We start from the raw sequence: 15,737 nt of genomic DNA, 5'->3' as shown, positions 1-15,737 counted from the left end.
GTCTAATTTGATCGGCAGCTTTTACGAGAAGCTTGTTACTATGTACGTTGGAGACGGAGCTGTCCCTTTATGGGCATTCCACCGAAGCAATGCAGAGCAATATCACACTCGGTGTCATCATCGGAAACAGGGGATTCTTCCCCGACCACCTTTGCGGTGAAGGTAGAAAAACGATCCTTGAGGTTCTCAAAAGCCAAGGAATCGAAGCAGTTATTCTGGACGACGACACGACGAAGATCGGGGGAGCCATTGAGACCCTGATCGACGCTCGCAAGTGTGCGGACCTATTTAAGAAGCATGCCGATAAGATCGACGGCATCCTCATCACTTTGCCTAACTTCGGCGACGAGCGAGCAATTGCCAACGCGATTCGCTGGAGCGGACTCAACGTACCGGTTTTGGTTCACGCTTTCCCAGATGTAAGCGCCAAGATGGACATCGCATTCCGACGCGACAGTTTTTGCGGAAAGATGTCGGCTTGCAACAATCTACGACAGTACGGCATTCCGTTCTCCCTGACTTCGCTTCACACCATGGATCCGACCACGGATGCATTCAAGTCAGATCTCCAGAAGTTTGCAGCCACTTGCCGAGCTGTGCGAAGTTTGACTAATTTGCGAGTTGGTATGATCGGCGCTCGCCCTGCAGCGTTCAATACCGTTCGATTCAGCGAGAAGCTACTTGAGCAGAGCGGCATTTCGGTCGAGACTCTTGACCTTTCCGAGCTCACTGGCTGGGCGAACAAGATGAAGGACACCGATGCGGCTGTGAAAGAGAAGCTCGCATTAATCCAGGGATATACCGAAACGAAGGGCATCCCTGAAGAAAGCCTGTACCGCATGGTCAAGCTTGGTGTCGGTATCGACCAGTGGGTTGAGGACAAGCAGTTGAACGCGACCGCGATTCAGTGCTGGACCTCGCTTGAAGAGTTCTACGGCGTTGTGCCTTGTACGCTGATGAGCATGATGTCGAACAACCTGATGTCGAGCGCTTGCGAGACAGACATCATGGGTGTTCTCGGTATGCACGTGCTCGCAGCGGCCACTGGTACACCCTCCGCTCTACTCGACTGGAACAATAACTACGGCGACGATCCAGACAAGGGCGTTGTGTTCCACTGCTCCAACCTTCCCAAGGAATTCTTTGTGGAGCACCGAATGGACTTCCAAGAGATCATTGCCGGCTCGGTTGGAAAGGAAAACACTTACGGCACGATTGTCGGACGCATTAAGCCAGGTCCGTTCACCTACTGCCGACTCTCCACGGATGACTTCACCGGTGAGATCATGGGTTATGTGGGAGAGGGTGAGGTCTGCGACCAGAACCTTCGCACGTTCGGTGGATTTGGCGTTGTGAAGATCAACGAGTTCCAGAAGCTGCTGAAGTTCATCTGTGAGAACGGATTTGAGCACCACGTTGCCATGAACCTAAACGCTGCTGGCGATGCGGTGTATGAAGCCCTTACGAAGTACAAGGGTTGGGCTGTTTATCAGCACGAGTCGTAAGAGAACTTAATGAGGCGCGTAGCAATTCTCATCGAAACATCGCTGGGCTCTGGCCGAGACATGTTGGTGGGTATCGGAGACCATCTGCGGCAACAGGGGATCGAGTGGAACCTGTTTTCGCAGCCTGGCAATGCATGGAAAACGGTACCGAGCTGGTTTGAAAACTGGCACGGCGATGGGGTTATTGCGCGCATTTATACGCCGGAAGTTGCTCAGGCCATTGCGAGCAAGTCGGTCCCAGTTGTAGATGTACTCGGGGCCTTCAAGGGGCAACTTCCGTTTCCAATAGTCCATGTGGACAATCAGGCCATCGGTAAGATGGCGGCGAAGCATTTGCAGGAGTTGAGCTTCCGACACTTCGGTTTCTGTGGTCCAACCAACGAAAACTGGTCGTCGGAGCGCGCCGCTGCTTTCCAGCGCGAAGTCGAAGCGGCTGGCGGAACATTTTCTGCGTTTGGGATTACCACACGCATGTTGGAAGACACGGCATGGGAGACCATTGTGGACTCCGCCGCAGAGTGGATCAGTCGGATTCCGAAGCCACTTGCGATCTTCCTGGCATATGATGGCGTGGCGCTGCCGGTTCGTGAGGCCTGCCGAAAGTTGGGTCTTAAGGTAGGGGAAGAGGTGGCCTTACTGGGAGTCGATAACGATCGACCGCTGTGTAAGATCATGCATCCAGAGCTGTCCAGCATTGATGCGGCCCACTTTGAAGTCGGTTGGCGTGCTGCGGAAACGCTTCACTATTTGATGGAGAACCGGATGACGGTGATTCCACCTCGGCTGGTGCCTCCCAAGCGGGTTGTGGTGCGTGCTTCGACTAACTTTGTCGCTTCTCAAGACCCAGTCGTTGCGAAGGCGGTTGCGTTTATTCGCAACCGAGCACATCACGGAATCAACGTCGACGATGTTTTGAAGCAAGTGAACGTGTCTCGTAGCGTACTGCAGCGACGCGTGAAGACTGTACTCGGCAAGACTGTTCATGACGAGATCATTGACTCGCGTCTACGCCTTGCGATGGCTCTTATTCAAGACACCTCTTTGCCGCTCGAAACGATCGCCATTCGCAGTGGATTCAAGTATTTGCAGAGCATGAACAAGGCGTTTCAAGCTCGTTTTTCAAAGCCACCGAGTTACTTCAGAACAGAGAACTCGGGCGTAAAGGATGTTTATCGGTATGCAACCAAGTAGTTATTCGATCGGTCTCGATTTCGGAACGAACTCCGTTCGAGCTCTCATTGTAGATGTCACAAACGGCAACGAAATCGCCGAGAAGGTAGTCGATTATCCATCTGGAACCAGCGGCGTTGTGCTGGATGAGAACGACCCGCATCTGGCCAGACAGAAGCCGTCTGACTACATTTCAAGCATGAGGGCGGCGGTTAAAGGAGCATTGGAGATTGCTGCTAAGACAGACGGTTTCACGGTGGACCTGGTTGTTGCGATGGGCGTGGACACCACGGGTAGCACTCCAATCCCTGTGGATGCAGAAGGTGTCGCACTTGAGCTTAAGTCTGAGTTCGCAAACAACGTCCATGCCTACGCTTGGCTGTGGAAGGACCACACAAGCAGTGCGGAAGCGATCGAAATAACTGAAAAGGCTCAGAATGCTCGACCAGACTACGTTGCGAAGTATGGCGGCGTTTACTCGTCTGAATGGTATTGGGCGAAGCTCCTACGTTGTAGCCGCGTGGCTCCAGACGTGTTTGCTGCAGCGTACACATGGGTTGAGCTCGCTGACTGGGTTCCTGCGGTCCTAACGGGCACCACTCACCCTTCCGTGTTGAAGCGTGGTATCTGTGCTTCGGGTCATAAGGCTTTCTTCTCGAAATCATGGGGTGGATACCCTGATGCAGAGTTCCTAGGGCTCATCTCACCAGACATGCCTCGCATTGGCGAGTCTTTGCCGAAGGAGCTGTACACAGTCGGTCAGGCTGCTGGACATCTCTCAGAGGAGTGGGCAAGCGATCTCGGACTCAAAGCTGGCATTCCCGTTTCGATTGGTGCTTTTGACTGCCACTTGGGTGCAGTTGGATCAGGCATCACTCCTGGCGTGCTGGTGAAGACCATGGGTACCTCTACCTGTGACATCGCCATCCAGCCGCTCTCCAAGCCTCTCGCCGATATCCCAGGAGTTTGTGGCACTGTTCCAGAATCGGTGTTGCCTGGATTCTATGGAATCGAGGCGGGGCAAAGCGCTGTTGGCGACCTGTTCAACTGGTTTGTCAACGTGATCCAGCCGGGTGGCGATAAGGGCACGCATGAGCAGCTCACAAGCGATGCAGCTAAGTTGAAGCCAGGTCAGAGTGGATTGGTCGCTCTTGATTGGCACAACGGCAATCGGACGATCTTGGTCGATCAACAGCTCACGGGCTTAATGGTGGGTATGACCCTTCAGACCCGACCTGCTGAGATCTACCGTGCACTTGTTGAAGCGACCGCATTTGGAGCGCGAATCATTGTGGAGCAGATGGCTCGCAATGGGGTTCAGATTGACCGTGTCGTGATCTGCGGTGGCATCTCTGCCAAGAATGCGATGGCGATGCAGATCTATGCGGATGTTTTGAACCGTACGTTGGAAGTGTCGCGTAGCACGCAGGCTTGTGCTTTGGGTTCCGCGATTGCAGGCTCCGTGGCGGCTGGAAAGCATCCAGGATTTGCTGAGGCGATGGAAGCCATGGCAGGTGTTCAAGAGCACAAGTTCGTACCGATCAAGGAGAATGCTGTCGTTTACGAGAGACTGTTCAAGATCTACGAGAGCCTTCATGATTCGTTCGGAATCGTGGACAATGCTGCCAATCTTTACCCAGTGATGAAAGATCTGCTTGCCATCCGCAAATCTGTGTGTGTTCAGGACTGATATGGAGTTTCAGGAGCTTTGTAGCGAAGTTTGTGAGGCCAACAAGCAGATTGTAGCGGCAGGATTGGTGGTGCTCACATGGGGCAACGCCAGCGCTGTGGATCGCGAGAAGGGTGTCATGGCGATCAAGCCCAGTGGTGTGTCCTATGACAGCCTGACGCCAGCAGATATTGTCGTCCTCAGCTTGGAGAGCGGCAAGGTCGTACAAGGTTCATTGAAGCCGTCGTCCGACACGCCTACTCACTTGCATCTGTATCGAGAGTTTGAGGCGATTGGTGGAGTCGTCCACACTCACTCCAGCTACGCGACCGCATGGGCGCAGGCGAAGCAGCCGATTCCGTGCTTTGGGACCACTCATGGTGATCATTTCTACGGGATGATTCCAGTGGCTCGCGAGTTAACACACGAAGAGATCGATAGTGCTTATGAGCACTTCTCGGGGGTTGCGATCACCGACCAATTCAAGGCTCTTGGGTTAGATCCTGTCGAGATGTCGGCGGCTCTTTTGCCGGGACATGCCCCCTTTGTGTGGGGCAAATCGGTGGCATATGCATTGGAGAATGCCATTGCTCTGGAAGAGGTCGCCAAGACGGCCATATTGACTCAACAGATTCTTCCCAGTGCAGCTCCTTTGTCTCAGAAGGTGTTGGATAAGCACTTCCTGCGCAAGCATGGGGCTTCTGCCTATTACGGTCAGAGCTAATCACAACGTTGTAGAATGACCTCGTGATCTATTGGAGCACAGGCTTGATTGGTGGTATTGCGGGTATGGGTTTGGCTTCCATCAGCGGTCTTTGGATCGTAACAAGGAAGCTGCGCCGGCATCAAGTTCCGTGGTGGTCGATTATAGGTGCCTGCTTGCTCTTTGCTGTTTCTTTGGTGGTCACGCTTTGTAGTCCCTCGCAAGAGATCGTCACCAAAGTCAGCTCAAGTGGCATGGACAGCGACTAAAAAAGGCCCGAGGAGTTACTCCTCGGGCCTTTAACGTGTTGTTTACCTACCGCCACCGCGTCGGCCTTTGTTGAGGCCGCCATCGCCGCCTCGGCTGTTGTTGTCGCCACCCTTCGATCTGCCCGAATCGGAATTCGAGCGTGATGGAGGTGAATTTCGCGATGGGCTAGGAGGTGTGTTCTCATGCTGTCGGTAGCCACCCCTTGGCTGTCCATCGTTTCCTGACCGAACCGGTCGATCCGATGTACCTCGAGGTCGATCCGTTCGATCTGGGCCAGTGGTGTTGCCTCTACTACGGTCCGTCCTCTCCGTCCGTGGCGGGTTACCGTTTGATCGGTCTCCGTTTGTACGGTTGTTGGGATTGAACCGGTCGTAGCGATCACTTGAAGGTGCTCGGGTGGTATGCGTTGGCGGATTCACCGCGTGGGGCATCGGCGAACTTGCTCGCGACACTGCGGGTGGCAAGGTGGGTCGGAAGACCGACCGCTGGATCACGGACTCAGGGGCTCTCTTGTTGAGAAGCGTGTGAGTTGGTGAGAACGATGCCTGCGTTGGAGCGACATGAGCAGGTCCGGCGATTGGGGACGCTGATCCAGTTGGGGCAGCATAGCTCCTTCCCTTGTGGAAAGCAGCAACATCGGCTGATCCCATCCGCTGGAACGAGGTTCCAGTTCCGAAATTCTGTGCGGAGGTCTGCACTCCGTAGCGAGCGTTTCGGCTGATGAAGTTGTTGTTGACCACCACAGTCTTATTGATGGTCGTATTGTAAACGTTGTTGATGTGCGTGATATCCGTCACACGGTTCACCACACGGTTGTCCCAGCGACGTGGAGTGCAGTAACCGCCATAGGATGGGTAGTAGCAACCTGTGCTTCCAATGGAGAAGGAGAGTGCCCAGTTACCTGAGCGGAAACCAACCGCAAAACTTGAGTAGCGGACTTCGTGTGGTGAGAGCGGGCACCAGCCTACTCGACCGTCGTAGTTGCTGAACTGTACAACGGCAGGCGACCAACACTGTTGGACTGGCCCTGGGCACCATGCCCAGCCGTAGGATTGGTGGACCCACGTTCCGTAGTGGTAAGGTGCCCAGCCCCAAGCTTCATCGGAGCACCATGTCCAGCCAAAAGGCTGAACCCAAACCCAACGACCATGGTGATAAGGGCGCCAATCAGACTCAATGACGCGTGGGCACCAGACATGGCCGTAAGTGGGGTCGCTTCGCCACGTGCCGTAGGAGTCTAGATCACCAGCAACGAGCGCAATGTTGGATGGAAGATAGCTGCTTGGGTGGGCCAGTGCGTAGTCGCGATCGTCGTTATACTTATCCCAACTGTCTCGTCCGGGAATCCTCTCGATGTTATATTGGGAAGACTCATTCGCGAGGTCAAGGTAGTCGGAGTTGTAGAGCGTAACCTTGTCGTTTGCACCTTCGACTTGAGCCTCGCCTTGCTGAACGGCGACTTCCATGCCTTGGGCAGCACCGACCCTAATCTTGGCGGGTCCGTATGCCTTCACCGCCGCAATCGGTGTATCGACTTGATACATGGATAGCTTCGTTTTAAGTCGGAGGCTGGCTAAACCGGAGTTCAGTTTGATCTCGGTGAATTCACCTTTGTCATCGCTATAGAGTGTCTGGAGAGTTGCGATCGCTCCGGCTCCGAGTCGGAGGTAGCTACCGTCGTCAAATTGAATTTCGGCCCTGCTGCCAGTGTTGACCCAAATCTCTGATCCTTGCCGGATCGGAAGGTTAGTAGTTGCAGTCGACCAAGACTCATCTCTACTTGGTCGCCAAGTGACGCTTCCCTGAATCATTGAGAAACGTGCCATGCGAACCGGGCCTGAGTTGGATATAGTCGGGTTTGAATCTTCACCGATATGATAGCTACCCTGAGTCGGACTGGCAGGATCTTCGGTGACCTGGTAGCCAGATTGTGCTGCCGCCTGGCAAGCGATGGCCAGAGCGATGAGCGCAATGCCACCTCTAAAGGCGGATTTTGAGGTGTCTCTCGTTGTCTTCATTGTAAAGGTGCTGACGTGTTAAGATCAGCGCGGGTTCGCCAAGTTGGGCCAGAACCGGCTTTTGAACCTATAATCGTCCCTGAATAGACCTAGCGAGCTGCTGCATAAGAGGCCTATGCTCCTCTAACGAGAACTGTTTTGCGGGGTCGGAACGAAGGTCACTTGGGATGTTAAATGGGGGCAGGGTAGCGTAGCTTGGGTCCTCCCAAGTGTAGCGAGGCCAAATATGCGCATGAAGGAACGGATCGAGATTGCCGTAGATGCTGTAGTTGATTCTCTTGCATCCGGTAACTTCTTTCACTGAGTCTCCAAGGATGCTCATGTCGATGAGGAAACGTGATCGGCTCTCAAGATCCAGGTCTGTCAAGTGGTCCACTTGTGGATAGGCCAATAGCAGGCAGTAGCCGGGGAAGAACTGGGAGTCGCCCATCACGGCAAAGCCCGAGGGCATTTTGAGAATGAGGGCCGGATTATCGCCAGCATCTAGTTGGGCTAGGCGTTCGGAGGGCGTCATCGGTATGTCCCCGACAGGTCTGATACAGGCATCTCTCTCACTTTTTTCATATGGGTTGAGTTCGCGACGAGTTCTTTAAGTTTGGTTTCATACACCTCACCGCTCATGGGAAGCTGTACTGCGGCACCCGTCAGTCCGGAGTAGATCATGGCATTGGCAAGCTCCACGGAGTGGATTCCTTCGGGTCCTGGAGCGAGAAGAGGTGCCCCATCAAGGATTGCTGCGATAAAGTTCTCAATGATCTCTGAGTGTTGGCCACCAAATCCGTGTGTGGGAATCTCGCAGTTCCAGACCGGCATGCTGGGAAATGCCATTGGCGTGGTGTCGGAAAACTCTTGGACAGACTCCGTGGTGCGCTCAAAAAGGATTTTGCCGTTCTCGTAGACCAACCTCCCTCGATCGCCCGCGACTTCCAGACGGTTGGTGCCGGGTGCCTCACCCGTGGTCGTGATGAAAACACCTGTTGCTCCATTGGGATGTTCCAGATAGGCCGTGACTGCGTCTTCTACCTCGATATCGTGATACTTCCCGAAACCGCAGAACGCTTGCACTTTGGTTGGCATCCCGAACAACCATTGATAGAGATCGAGATTGTGAGGGCATTGATTGAGTAGGACGCCTCCACCTTCACCGCCCCAAGTGGCACGCCATCCGCCACTCGCATAGTAGGTGGCGCTTCGGAACCAGTTTGTGATGATCCAGTTGATACGTCTGACTTCACCTAACTCCCCTGTTTGGATCATTTGGCGAATTACCTGGTAGTGGGAGTCAGTTCTTTGGTTGAACATTGCTCCAAAGACCTGCCCTCGTTGGGCAGCGATTAGGCGTTCGCAATCCGCTTTATGCACCGAAATGGGTTTCTCGACCAAGACATGGAGCCCTGCATGGAGCGCCTCTATTCCGATGGTGGTGTGGCTGTAGTGGGGTGTGGCGATAAGAACTGCGTCGACAAGCCCTGAATGGATGAGATCTGAACTATCCGTAAAGTGTTCATAGCCCGGAAAGTCGGCAAGTCTTTCGGAGTTGGTATCACAGACTGCAGTAACTTCGGCCCGAGCTATTTTGGGGAAGTGGTCTCGAACATGTACGGACCCCATGTTTCCCAATCCAATCACGCCAAACCGCACTTGATCCATGCCTTGATCTTAGCCTCAACAAGGGGTGAGTGGTAAACGTGTCCCCATTTATCACCACAGGAAAACTGTCGTTGGACCCGATGATAACGTGTAGGATATTTGAAGATGCATTTAATATGCATCTTCTAGGTGAATTGGATCATGCTAACTCAAGAACAGCTGTCTATAATCAAAGCTACCGTGCCCGTGCTCCAGGAGCATGGTGAGGCAATCACACGGGTGTTTTATCAAACCATGTTTGCCTCACACCCGGAACTACTGGATGTATTTAATGAGAACAACCAGCGTACTGGCGAACAGCCCAAATCTCTAGCCGGTGCAGTGTTGGCCTACGCGTCCAATATCGATAATCTCGGTGCTCTTGGAGAGGCGGTGGGACGCATCGGGCACAAGCATGCAAGCCTAGAGATAAAGGCGGAGCACTATCCGATTGTTGGTGAGTACCTGTTGAAGGCAATAAAAAGCGTTCTTGGGGAGGCAGCTTCTCCCGAGATCATTGACGCATGGGGCGCAGCATATGGCCAACTTGCAGACATTCTGATCGGATTCGAAGGACAGTTATACAAAGACGCGAGTTGGGTCGGATTCAAGCCGTTTCTTGTGCAGGAAAAAGTTCCGGAGAGCGATTCAGTTACTTCGTTCTATCTTGTTCCGAAGGACGGCGCACCGTTGCCAATATTCGAGCCGGGGCAGTATACATCTGTGCAGATCAAGCTACCGAATGCGGAGCATTTGCAATTGCGACAGTACAGCCTTTCTGATGCACCTGGAAAACCAAGTTTTCGTCTAACCATCAAGCGACAGACAGGTGTGGTTAACGGTTTGGTTTCAACCCACATGCACGACGATGTCCAAGAGGGGGATGAGATACTTCTGCATGCACCAATGGGAACCTTCACCTTGGACGCGAGTTCCGATTCTCCTGTTGTCTTCATCAGCGGAGGCGTAGGAATCACACCCTTGATGAGCATGTTGGAGCACTTGGTAGGTACTCAAAGCAAACGAGAAATCCTATTCATTCATGCCTGTCCGAATCGAGCTTCACACGTCTTCCGAGATCGAATCGCTTCCTTGTGTAAGCAGAATCCCAATGTACGACGCTGCGTCTTTTACGAGGATGTTTCGGGAGCTATAGAAGGAGTTGACTACGACTTTGAGGGGCTCATTTCCTTGAAGAAACTTGGAGAGTTGGTTCCGGCTAAGGAATCGGACTACTACATCTGTGGTCCTGTACCTTTTATGAGCATGATCGACGGCAACTTAGAATCTCTCGGTGTGCCACCTAGACTCAGACACTATGAAGTGTTCGGCCCTACCGTATCGCTTGAGTCACAGACCGTCACTGCATAGCAACAATCCACCTGATAGTGTGCCTGAACCTCCAACTCGGATCTCAGGCACACTTTAACTCGCCGCAGCGTAGCGTAGGGCATCACTATATCACTAGCCATCAAGCTGCAAGGACCTGCGCGAAGCAAGTACCTAACGAACATTTTTCAGTTTCTTTCAATCTAACTCATACAAAAATCGATAACAAGGTCCTAGCAAGCTGCAGTTTTGACTAGCAACTTCCGCGAATACCTAGATGTAAAGCCTATTTGAAACCGATGTATCTCTGAAGACAGAAGATATATCCAGCCCATGTATTCGTGTTTGGATGACGCTCTGTAGTGAGATTGGAAAAGTACGCATGAAGTTTTCAAACTTAAAAACCGCACACAAGCTAGCCTTAGGCTTTGGCAGCATTGTCGTCTTGCAACTACTCGTTTTCGTGTTTGGATTTGGGGCGCTTGCCAAGACATCAACAATGTCTGAATCGCTTGTATCCCACAGAATGCCCCAGTTGGAATCCGCGCTTTCGATCCCAGAGTGTATTCGGACGATTCAGCGCGACCTTCGAGATTCCGTACTACGCAGGGACCCTGCTGGAATTGAGAAGTGGAGCAAGAGCTATGCGGATGCGGATAAGAAACTCGATGCAGAGATCGCAAAGTATCGAGCAGCAGCGAAGTCGGCAACTTCTAAAGCCACCGTGGCAAAGATGGATGAAGGCTCAAAAGGCTGGAAGCCCGTACGAGACAAGATCATTACGCTTGCGCTTGCAAAGCAGTATGACGAAGCTCAAGAACTCATTTACAGCAAGGCAAACACTACATCGCGTGGCGTACTCGAATCTGCTGCGAGCGATGCACGGAAGTATCAGGAAGAACATTCAGCATCTGAAGGCAAGGAGATTGTTGCATCCTCAAAATCTGCCGAGACCTTAATGCTTGCTCTTACTGCAGTAGCGGTTTTCTCGGCAGTCCTCACCGGAACATTTCTGACAAGATTCTTCGTTAAGAATATCAACGTCCTGGGAGATGCAGCCAAGAAGCTGGCAACAGGAGATGTTGAGCAGGAGATTCCACTGCGCTCGACTGATGAACTTGGCCAGCTCGCTCACGAATTTAGAAAGCTCATTCGATACCAAACAGAAATGAGTGTCGCTGCCACAGCCATCTCCAAGGGAGATTTGACCACGTGTGTGGTGCCTCAGTCCGAAAAGGACCGCTTAGGGTGCGCATTTGAAAGTATGGTGAACAACCTGCGGGGCCTCATCGCAGGCATCCAGGAGAACGCCAGCGTTGTCACCTCATCGGTTCGGACACTGGAAAACGCAAGTCTGAAGGTTGAGGAGGGGACCTCTCGCATCAGCTCAATGATGGGAGACGTTTTAAGCGCCAGCGAGCAAACTGCGGAGAGCGCGATGTACGTTGCTAAAGGAACTACAGAGCAGTCGGCGTCCCTCGCAATCGGAACTGAGATGGTCAATCAGCTCGGGGAGTCAGTTCACCGCGTTGCTGAGGAAGCCAGTGCTACCGCTGATGCGACTAAACAAGCAACTCAGATCGCATCTGCAGGCCGGGACGCTGTAGACCGAACGATCGCAGGCATGAGTGCGATCCGAACAAAGGTGTCCGATGGCGCCGAAGTCATTCACTCGCTGGGCGACCTTTCGAACAAGATCGGTGTGATCGTACAGACCATCGATGAGATTGCTGCTCAGACAAACCTCCTCGCCTTGAACGCTGCCATTGAGGCGGCTCGGGCAGGAGAGGCGGGCCGTGGCTTTGCCGTTGTAGCGGATGAAGTTCGAAAGCTTGCCGAGCGATCCGGCTCGGCAACCCAGGAGATCGGCGGGCTTATTTCAGAAATCCAGGCTCACACACAGAAAGCCGTCTCTGCCATGGAATCAGGAACCCATGAGGTGGAGAGCGGCGCATTGCTTGCTCAGGAAGCCGGAAATGCTCTTCTGGAAATCCAGAAGGTGGTTGCGTCGGTGGCTAAGGACATGGACAGCATGGGAGCGGCCGCCCATGACATGAGTCGTGCAGCAGACCAAGTCTCCAAGAGCATTGCAGATGTCGCTGCGGTTGTTGAAGAAAGTAGTGCTTCTGCCCAGCAAATGAGTGCGAGCACCGAGGAAGTGTCCGCGGCCGTTCAAAATGTAGCCAACACGACGCGTGAACAGTCGATGGTTGCACAAGAGTTGGTAGCAACTACTGAGGAACTCTCTAAGACGGCGGAGGACTTGGCAGATGCCGTGTCGAAGTTCCAGCTACCAGAGCAGGTTTCAAACTCGCGACAGCTACTAAGAGCAGCCTAGGGACCCCTCATGATATGTGCCTCCTGACTATTGTCCGGAGGCACTGTTTATTGGTTCACTTCTGGACCAAATCCCATAAATGGATCTATTTAGCGTCGCAGCGCGCCCGGTGAGATCCACCATGAACATTATTCCATATACAATAGATACCTATCTATATACGGTAAATGGGCAAACATCACTCGAATTATCACTTTGTCAAAAGTAGATATCGCCCTCTCGCACCGATGTCACACAGATACGTTTCAACAATTTGGACTCATTCTTCTTCATAGATATTGGAAAACCAAGTGTGCTTTGATATGATCCAGCATCACTTGAATATCGCACCTCAAACGTGAACTTTCACTTAATTTGAAGCTTTGTTCGAATGAACTATTTGTTAGATCCAAATGTTTCATTTGGGTCAAACAACTAGAGTTAGTTAACAAGTGCAGGCGGAACGAATTTGCAGAAGCAAGGAACTAGATAGTTGATTGAAACGTATCAGACACAGTCAGGTTCTACCTGTAGAGTATTGACACTCAATACTCTACATAGGCTTTTGCAACGCCTACATAAGCGCCTCACTCTCATAGTAGTGGCGAAACACGTACCGTTGTTGTTGAATTCTCTAGCCTCGTCAGAAGCTTGCTCAGGAGATTAATATGCGTACCTTATCACGTGCATTTACACTAATTGAACTACTTGTTGTCATCGCAATTATCGCGATCCTCGCAGCTATCCTATTCCCTGTGTTTGCGCAGGCAAAGCAGGCTGCAAAAGGTGCTGCTAGCATCAGCAATACCAAGCAGATTCTGCTTGCCTCACAAATGTATTCAGGCGACGCCGATGATACTGCCATCGTTGACGGCACCTGGAACGGCGGAAACGGGATGGTCAGCTACGGAGCTGGCGGTGAACTCGCCCCATGGACTTGGCTTGCGCTTCCTTATATTAAAAGCGCTGCTATCTTCAACGACCCGTTGAGTTCCCCTCACCCAACATTCCTAAACAGCCAAACGATCACCTATTGCTACTTCTCGGAGTACGGCTACAACTACTCCTACCTCAGCCCATGGGATGGAACTACGCGACACCCTGTCTCTTTGACAAGCATTGCCAAGGCGTCGCAAACAGTCATGTTTACGGCTAAGTTCAACTTCGTCAATGAGGGTGGCTTTGGTTGGTACGGATTCGGATCCTATATCCCAGTTCTGTACAATGTCGAGCCTCCTTCATGCGACGATGCTCCAGGCTACTGCTACTTCAACTGGGGTGACAGTGGCGACGCAAGAAACGGAATGAGGGGAATGAGAGAGGAAGGAGCCTTCACGGGTGGAACAGCTCTCCGAAAGTCTGGACTTGCAGTTGTCGGCTGGACAGACGGTCACGCATCCATGATGAACCCTGGCGCTCTTGCGGCGGGCACCAACTGGACGCCAACCATTAAAGCTTCCGACCTTCAACTTAACGACAAGAGCAAATATCTATGGTCTCCAACATATCAATAAGCAAATCACTATTCATCAGCACACTGGTGCTCCTCGCTGCATTCCTTGGCGGTTGTTCCAAAGAGGATAAGCCAGAAGAAACAAAGGGATCTACACCTCTTCCAGGCACGAGTGGAAAGAAGGGAGCTCCAGGGCTTTCTGCCGCTCCGACACCAGGTGGCCTCGTCTCTCCGGCTGATGCGGAGGCGCGGGCTGGCTCTTCACTGAAGGGCAAATAAGTCAAATTGGGAGCATGAGTTGAACTGCACATGCTCCCAAATTGCGTTTACTATCTTACTTCGAGCTTATTCACAAGCTTGAGTTTTGATTTGTTCTGAGCGAGAACAGCGACCGCCATCTCTTCGGCATCTGCCTTCATCTTATTTGTTTTGACATGGCCCGACAGGACGAGTTCAGTCTCAGTCGCATCGACGTTCAGCTCGTTTTCGTCCTGGTTAAGAACCGGGTGAGCCACAAACGCTGCTTTGATGCGCGTGCTCAAATACGTGGCGTTGGCTTTTTCTTGCGCTGATGACACCAAGGCTTTTCCTGCATCCTGAACTTTCTTAGCAGCCTCGTCAGCGATGGCATCCTTCGCTTCTTGGGTTTTCTTAGCGGCTTCTTTGCTAAGGGTATCTCCGGCTTCTGCCGCCTTCTTTGAGGCAGCTTCACTTAGCTTAGCGCCGTCTTCCTTCGCTCCGTCAATCGTGCTTTGGCACCCTATGACCGCAAATATGGCCATGCCGCTCAGTAGAAATTGCTTTATTCTCATTACAGTTTCGAGGGAATCTATCGTAGGGTACTTCGATTTCCGAAAAAGGTTGCATGGGTTAAGTCGAAAGCCCTCTGCATCTCTAGTCCGCGTAAAACTATTTAATCACTATGAAAATGGGGTGAAGTTTAGGGTCGGCGAACCTATCTTCATTTTGTCTTCATGAAGGAATTCAATCATTGAGTCATGAAAATCTTACTCGTGGAGGATGAGCGCCCATTGGCGCTTGCTGTCATTAGAATCCTGACTCAGTCTGGTTGGGACGCAACTTGGAGTTCGGACGGCGAAAAGGGTTATGAAGCCGCTAGGAACGAGAGCTATGATCTCATCATCCTGGACGTCTTGCTTCCACACAAGAGCGGTTGGGATATCTTGAAGGGGCTACGCGCGGCGAAGATAAACGTTCCCATCCTGATGCTCACCGCCATGGATGAGCTGGACGACAAAGTTAAGGGACTGGACCTCGGGGCCGATGACTACTTGGCCAAGCCTTTTGAAGCACCCGAACTGGTTGCCCGCGTGAATGCCCTTTTGAGACGCGACAAGGCGCACAAAGGAAATCTCATTCAGATCGCTGATCTAGTGATTGACCGTAAGTCTCGGCAAGTAACACGGGCTGGGCAGCCGATCAACCTGACCCGGCGGGAATATGATCTGCTAGAAGCACTTGCTCTCAACGAAGGCAGAACTTTGAGTCGTGACACGATCCAGGAGCGCGTTTGGAATGACGACGAATGCTATTCCAACACCGTGGACGTCTTTATCGGCACGCTCCGGAAGAAGCTAGATGCGCCGTTCAACAGCAAGCTCATTCACACGGAAGTCGGATTCGGTTACGTGCTGAGAGTGAGTGCCTGAAAAA

Annotated in this window: 14 protein-coding genes; 10 read left to right on the top strand and 4 right to left on the bottom strand. The window is 52.3% G+C overall.

The features are described 5' to 3' along the window. Positions 1-89 precede the first annotated feature (89 nt). The 5 genes from ACZ51B_RS11190 to ACZ51B_RS11170 are packed head-to-tail and all read left to right on the top strand — an operon-like array spanning position 90 to position 5,316. Complete coding sequence (locus ACZ51B_RS11190; RefSeq protein ID WP_464293410.1) at positions 90-1,505, top strand: L-fucose/L-arabinose isomerase family protein; 1,416 nt, start codon at positions 90-92, stop codon at positions 1,503-1,505. Positions 1,506-1,514: 9 nt separating this feature from the next. Beyond that, a complete protein-coding gene (locus ACZ51B_RS11185) occupies positions 1,515-2,696 on the top strand; it encodes a XylR family transcriptional regulator (RefSeq protein ID WP_464293409.1) in 1,182 nt (393 codons plus the stop codon). Beyond that, positions 2,683-4,365 carry a ribulokinase gene (locus ACZ51B_RS11180; RefSeq protein WP_464293408.1) on the top strand — a complete coding sequence of 561 codons (1,683 nt, stop codon included), beginning with the start codon at positions 2,683-2,685 and terminating at the stop codon, positions 4,363-4,365. The genes ACZ51B_RS11185 and ACZ51B_RS11180 overlap by 14 nt, the downstream gene beginning before the upstream one ends. Before the next feature lies 1 nt (position 4,366). Continuing rightward, positions 4,367-5,068 carry an L-ribulose-5-phosphate 4-epimerase AraD gene (gene araD / locus ACZ51B_RS11175; protein ID WP_464293407.1) on the top strand — a complete coding sequence of 234 codons (702 nt, stop codon included), beginning with the start codon at positions 4,367-4,369 and terminating at the stop codon, positions 5,066-5,068. A gap of 23 nt (positions 5,069-5,091) precedes the next feature. Next, complete coding sequence (locus tag ACZ51B_RS11170) at positions 5,092-5,316, top strand: hypothetical protein (RefSeq protein WP_464293406.1); 225 nt, start codon at positions 5,092-5,094, stop codon at positions 5,314-5,316. Positions 5,317-5,358: 42 nt separating this feature from the next. Here the strand turns inward: ACZ51B_RS11170 and ACZ51B_RS11165 are convergent, their stop codons facing one another. The 3 genes from ACZ51B_RS11165 to ACZ51B_RS11155 all read right to left on the bottom strand — a co-directional run bounded on the left by ACZ51B_RS11165 (position 5,359) and on the right by ACZ51B_RS11155 (position 8,985). After that, positions 5,359-7,335 (bottom strand): DUF6600 domain-containing protein, encoded by a 1,977-nt coding sequence (locus tag ACZ51B_RS11165; RefSeq protein ID WP_464293405.1) that lies wholly within the window; start codon positions 7,333-7,335, stop codon positions 5,359-5,361. Between the two features lie 67 nt (positions 7,336-7,402). Next, entirely contained in the window at positions 7,403-7,849 is a 447-nt protein-coding gene (locus ACZ51B_RS11160) for an HIT family protein (protein WP_464293404.1), read from the bottom strand. Continuing rightward, entirely contained in the window at positions 7,846-8,985 is a 1,140-nt protein-coding gene (locus ACZ51B_RS11155) for a Gfo/Idh/MocA family protein (protein WP_464293403.1), read from the bottom strand. Before ACZ51B_RS11155 ends, ACZ51B_RS11160 begins: the two co-directional genes overlap by 4 nt. A 141-nt stretch (positions 8,986-9,126) precedes the next feature. Here ACZ51B_RS11155 and hmpA point away from each other — a divergent pair, with 141 nt between their 5' ends. The 4 genes from hmpA (at position 9,127) to ACZ51B_RS11135 (ending at position 14,342) form a co-directional block, all read left to right on the top strand. Next, on the top strand, positions 9,127-10,335 hold the full coding sequence (hmpA, locus tag ACZ51B_RS11150) for an NO-inducible flavohemoprotein (RefSeq protein WP_464293402.1): 1,209 nt from the start codon (positions 9,127-9,129) through the stop codon (positions 10,333-10,335). A 340-nt stretch (positions 10,336-10,675) separates the two neighbouring features. Beyond that, entirely contained in the window at positions 10,676-12,631 is a 1,956-nt protein-coding gene (locus tag ACZ51B_RS11145) for a HAMP domain-containing methyl-accepting chemotaxis protein (RefSeq protein WP_464293401.1), read from the top strand. Between the two features lie 647 nt (positions 12,632-13,278). Beyond that, positions 13,279-14,124, top strand: coding sequence for a prepilin-type N-terminal cleavage/methylation domain-containing protein (locus tag ACZ51B_RS11140; protein ID WP_464293400.1), 846 nt, complete (start codon positions 13,279-13,281; stop codon positions 14,122-14,124). Further along, positions 14,103-14,342: a hypothetical protein gene (locus ACZ51B_RS11135; RefSeq protein ID WP_464297208.1), complete on the top strand. Its 240-nt coding sequence runs from the start codon at positions 14,103-14,105 to the stop codon at positions 14,340-14,342. The genes ACZ51B_RS11140 and ACZ51B_RS11135 overlap by 22 nt, the downstream gene beginning before the upstream one ends. A gap of 50 nt (positions 14,343-14,392) precedes the next feature. On the opposite strand, the gene ACZ51B_RS11130 is transcribed toward ACZ51B_RS11135, so the two are convergent. Then, positions 14,393-14,875 (bottom strand): hypothetical protein, encoded by a 483-nt coding sequence (locus tag ACZ51B_RS11130; RefSeq protein WP_464293399.1) that lies wholly within the window; start codon positions 14,873-14,875, stop codon positions 14,393-14,395. 186 nt (positions 14,876-15,061) lie between these two features. Between ACZ51B_RS11130 and ACZ51B_RS11125 the strand changes: the two genes are divergently transcribed. Beyond that, a complete protein-coding gene (locus ACZ51B_RS11125) occupies positions 15,062-15,733 on the top strand; it encodes a response regulator transcription factor (RefSeq protein WP_464293398.1) in 672 nt (223 codons plus the stop codon). Positions 15,734-15,737: the final 4 nt, after the last annotated feature.

Source organism: Fimbriimonas sp. LA-C6, from assembly GCF_055398105.1.
Note: the sequence above shows the minus strand (reverse complement) of the source record. Positions and strands in the feature narration are given on the sequence as shown.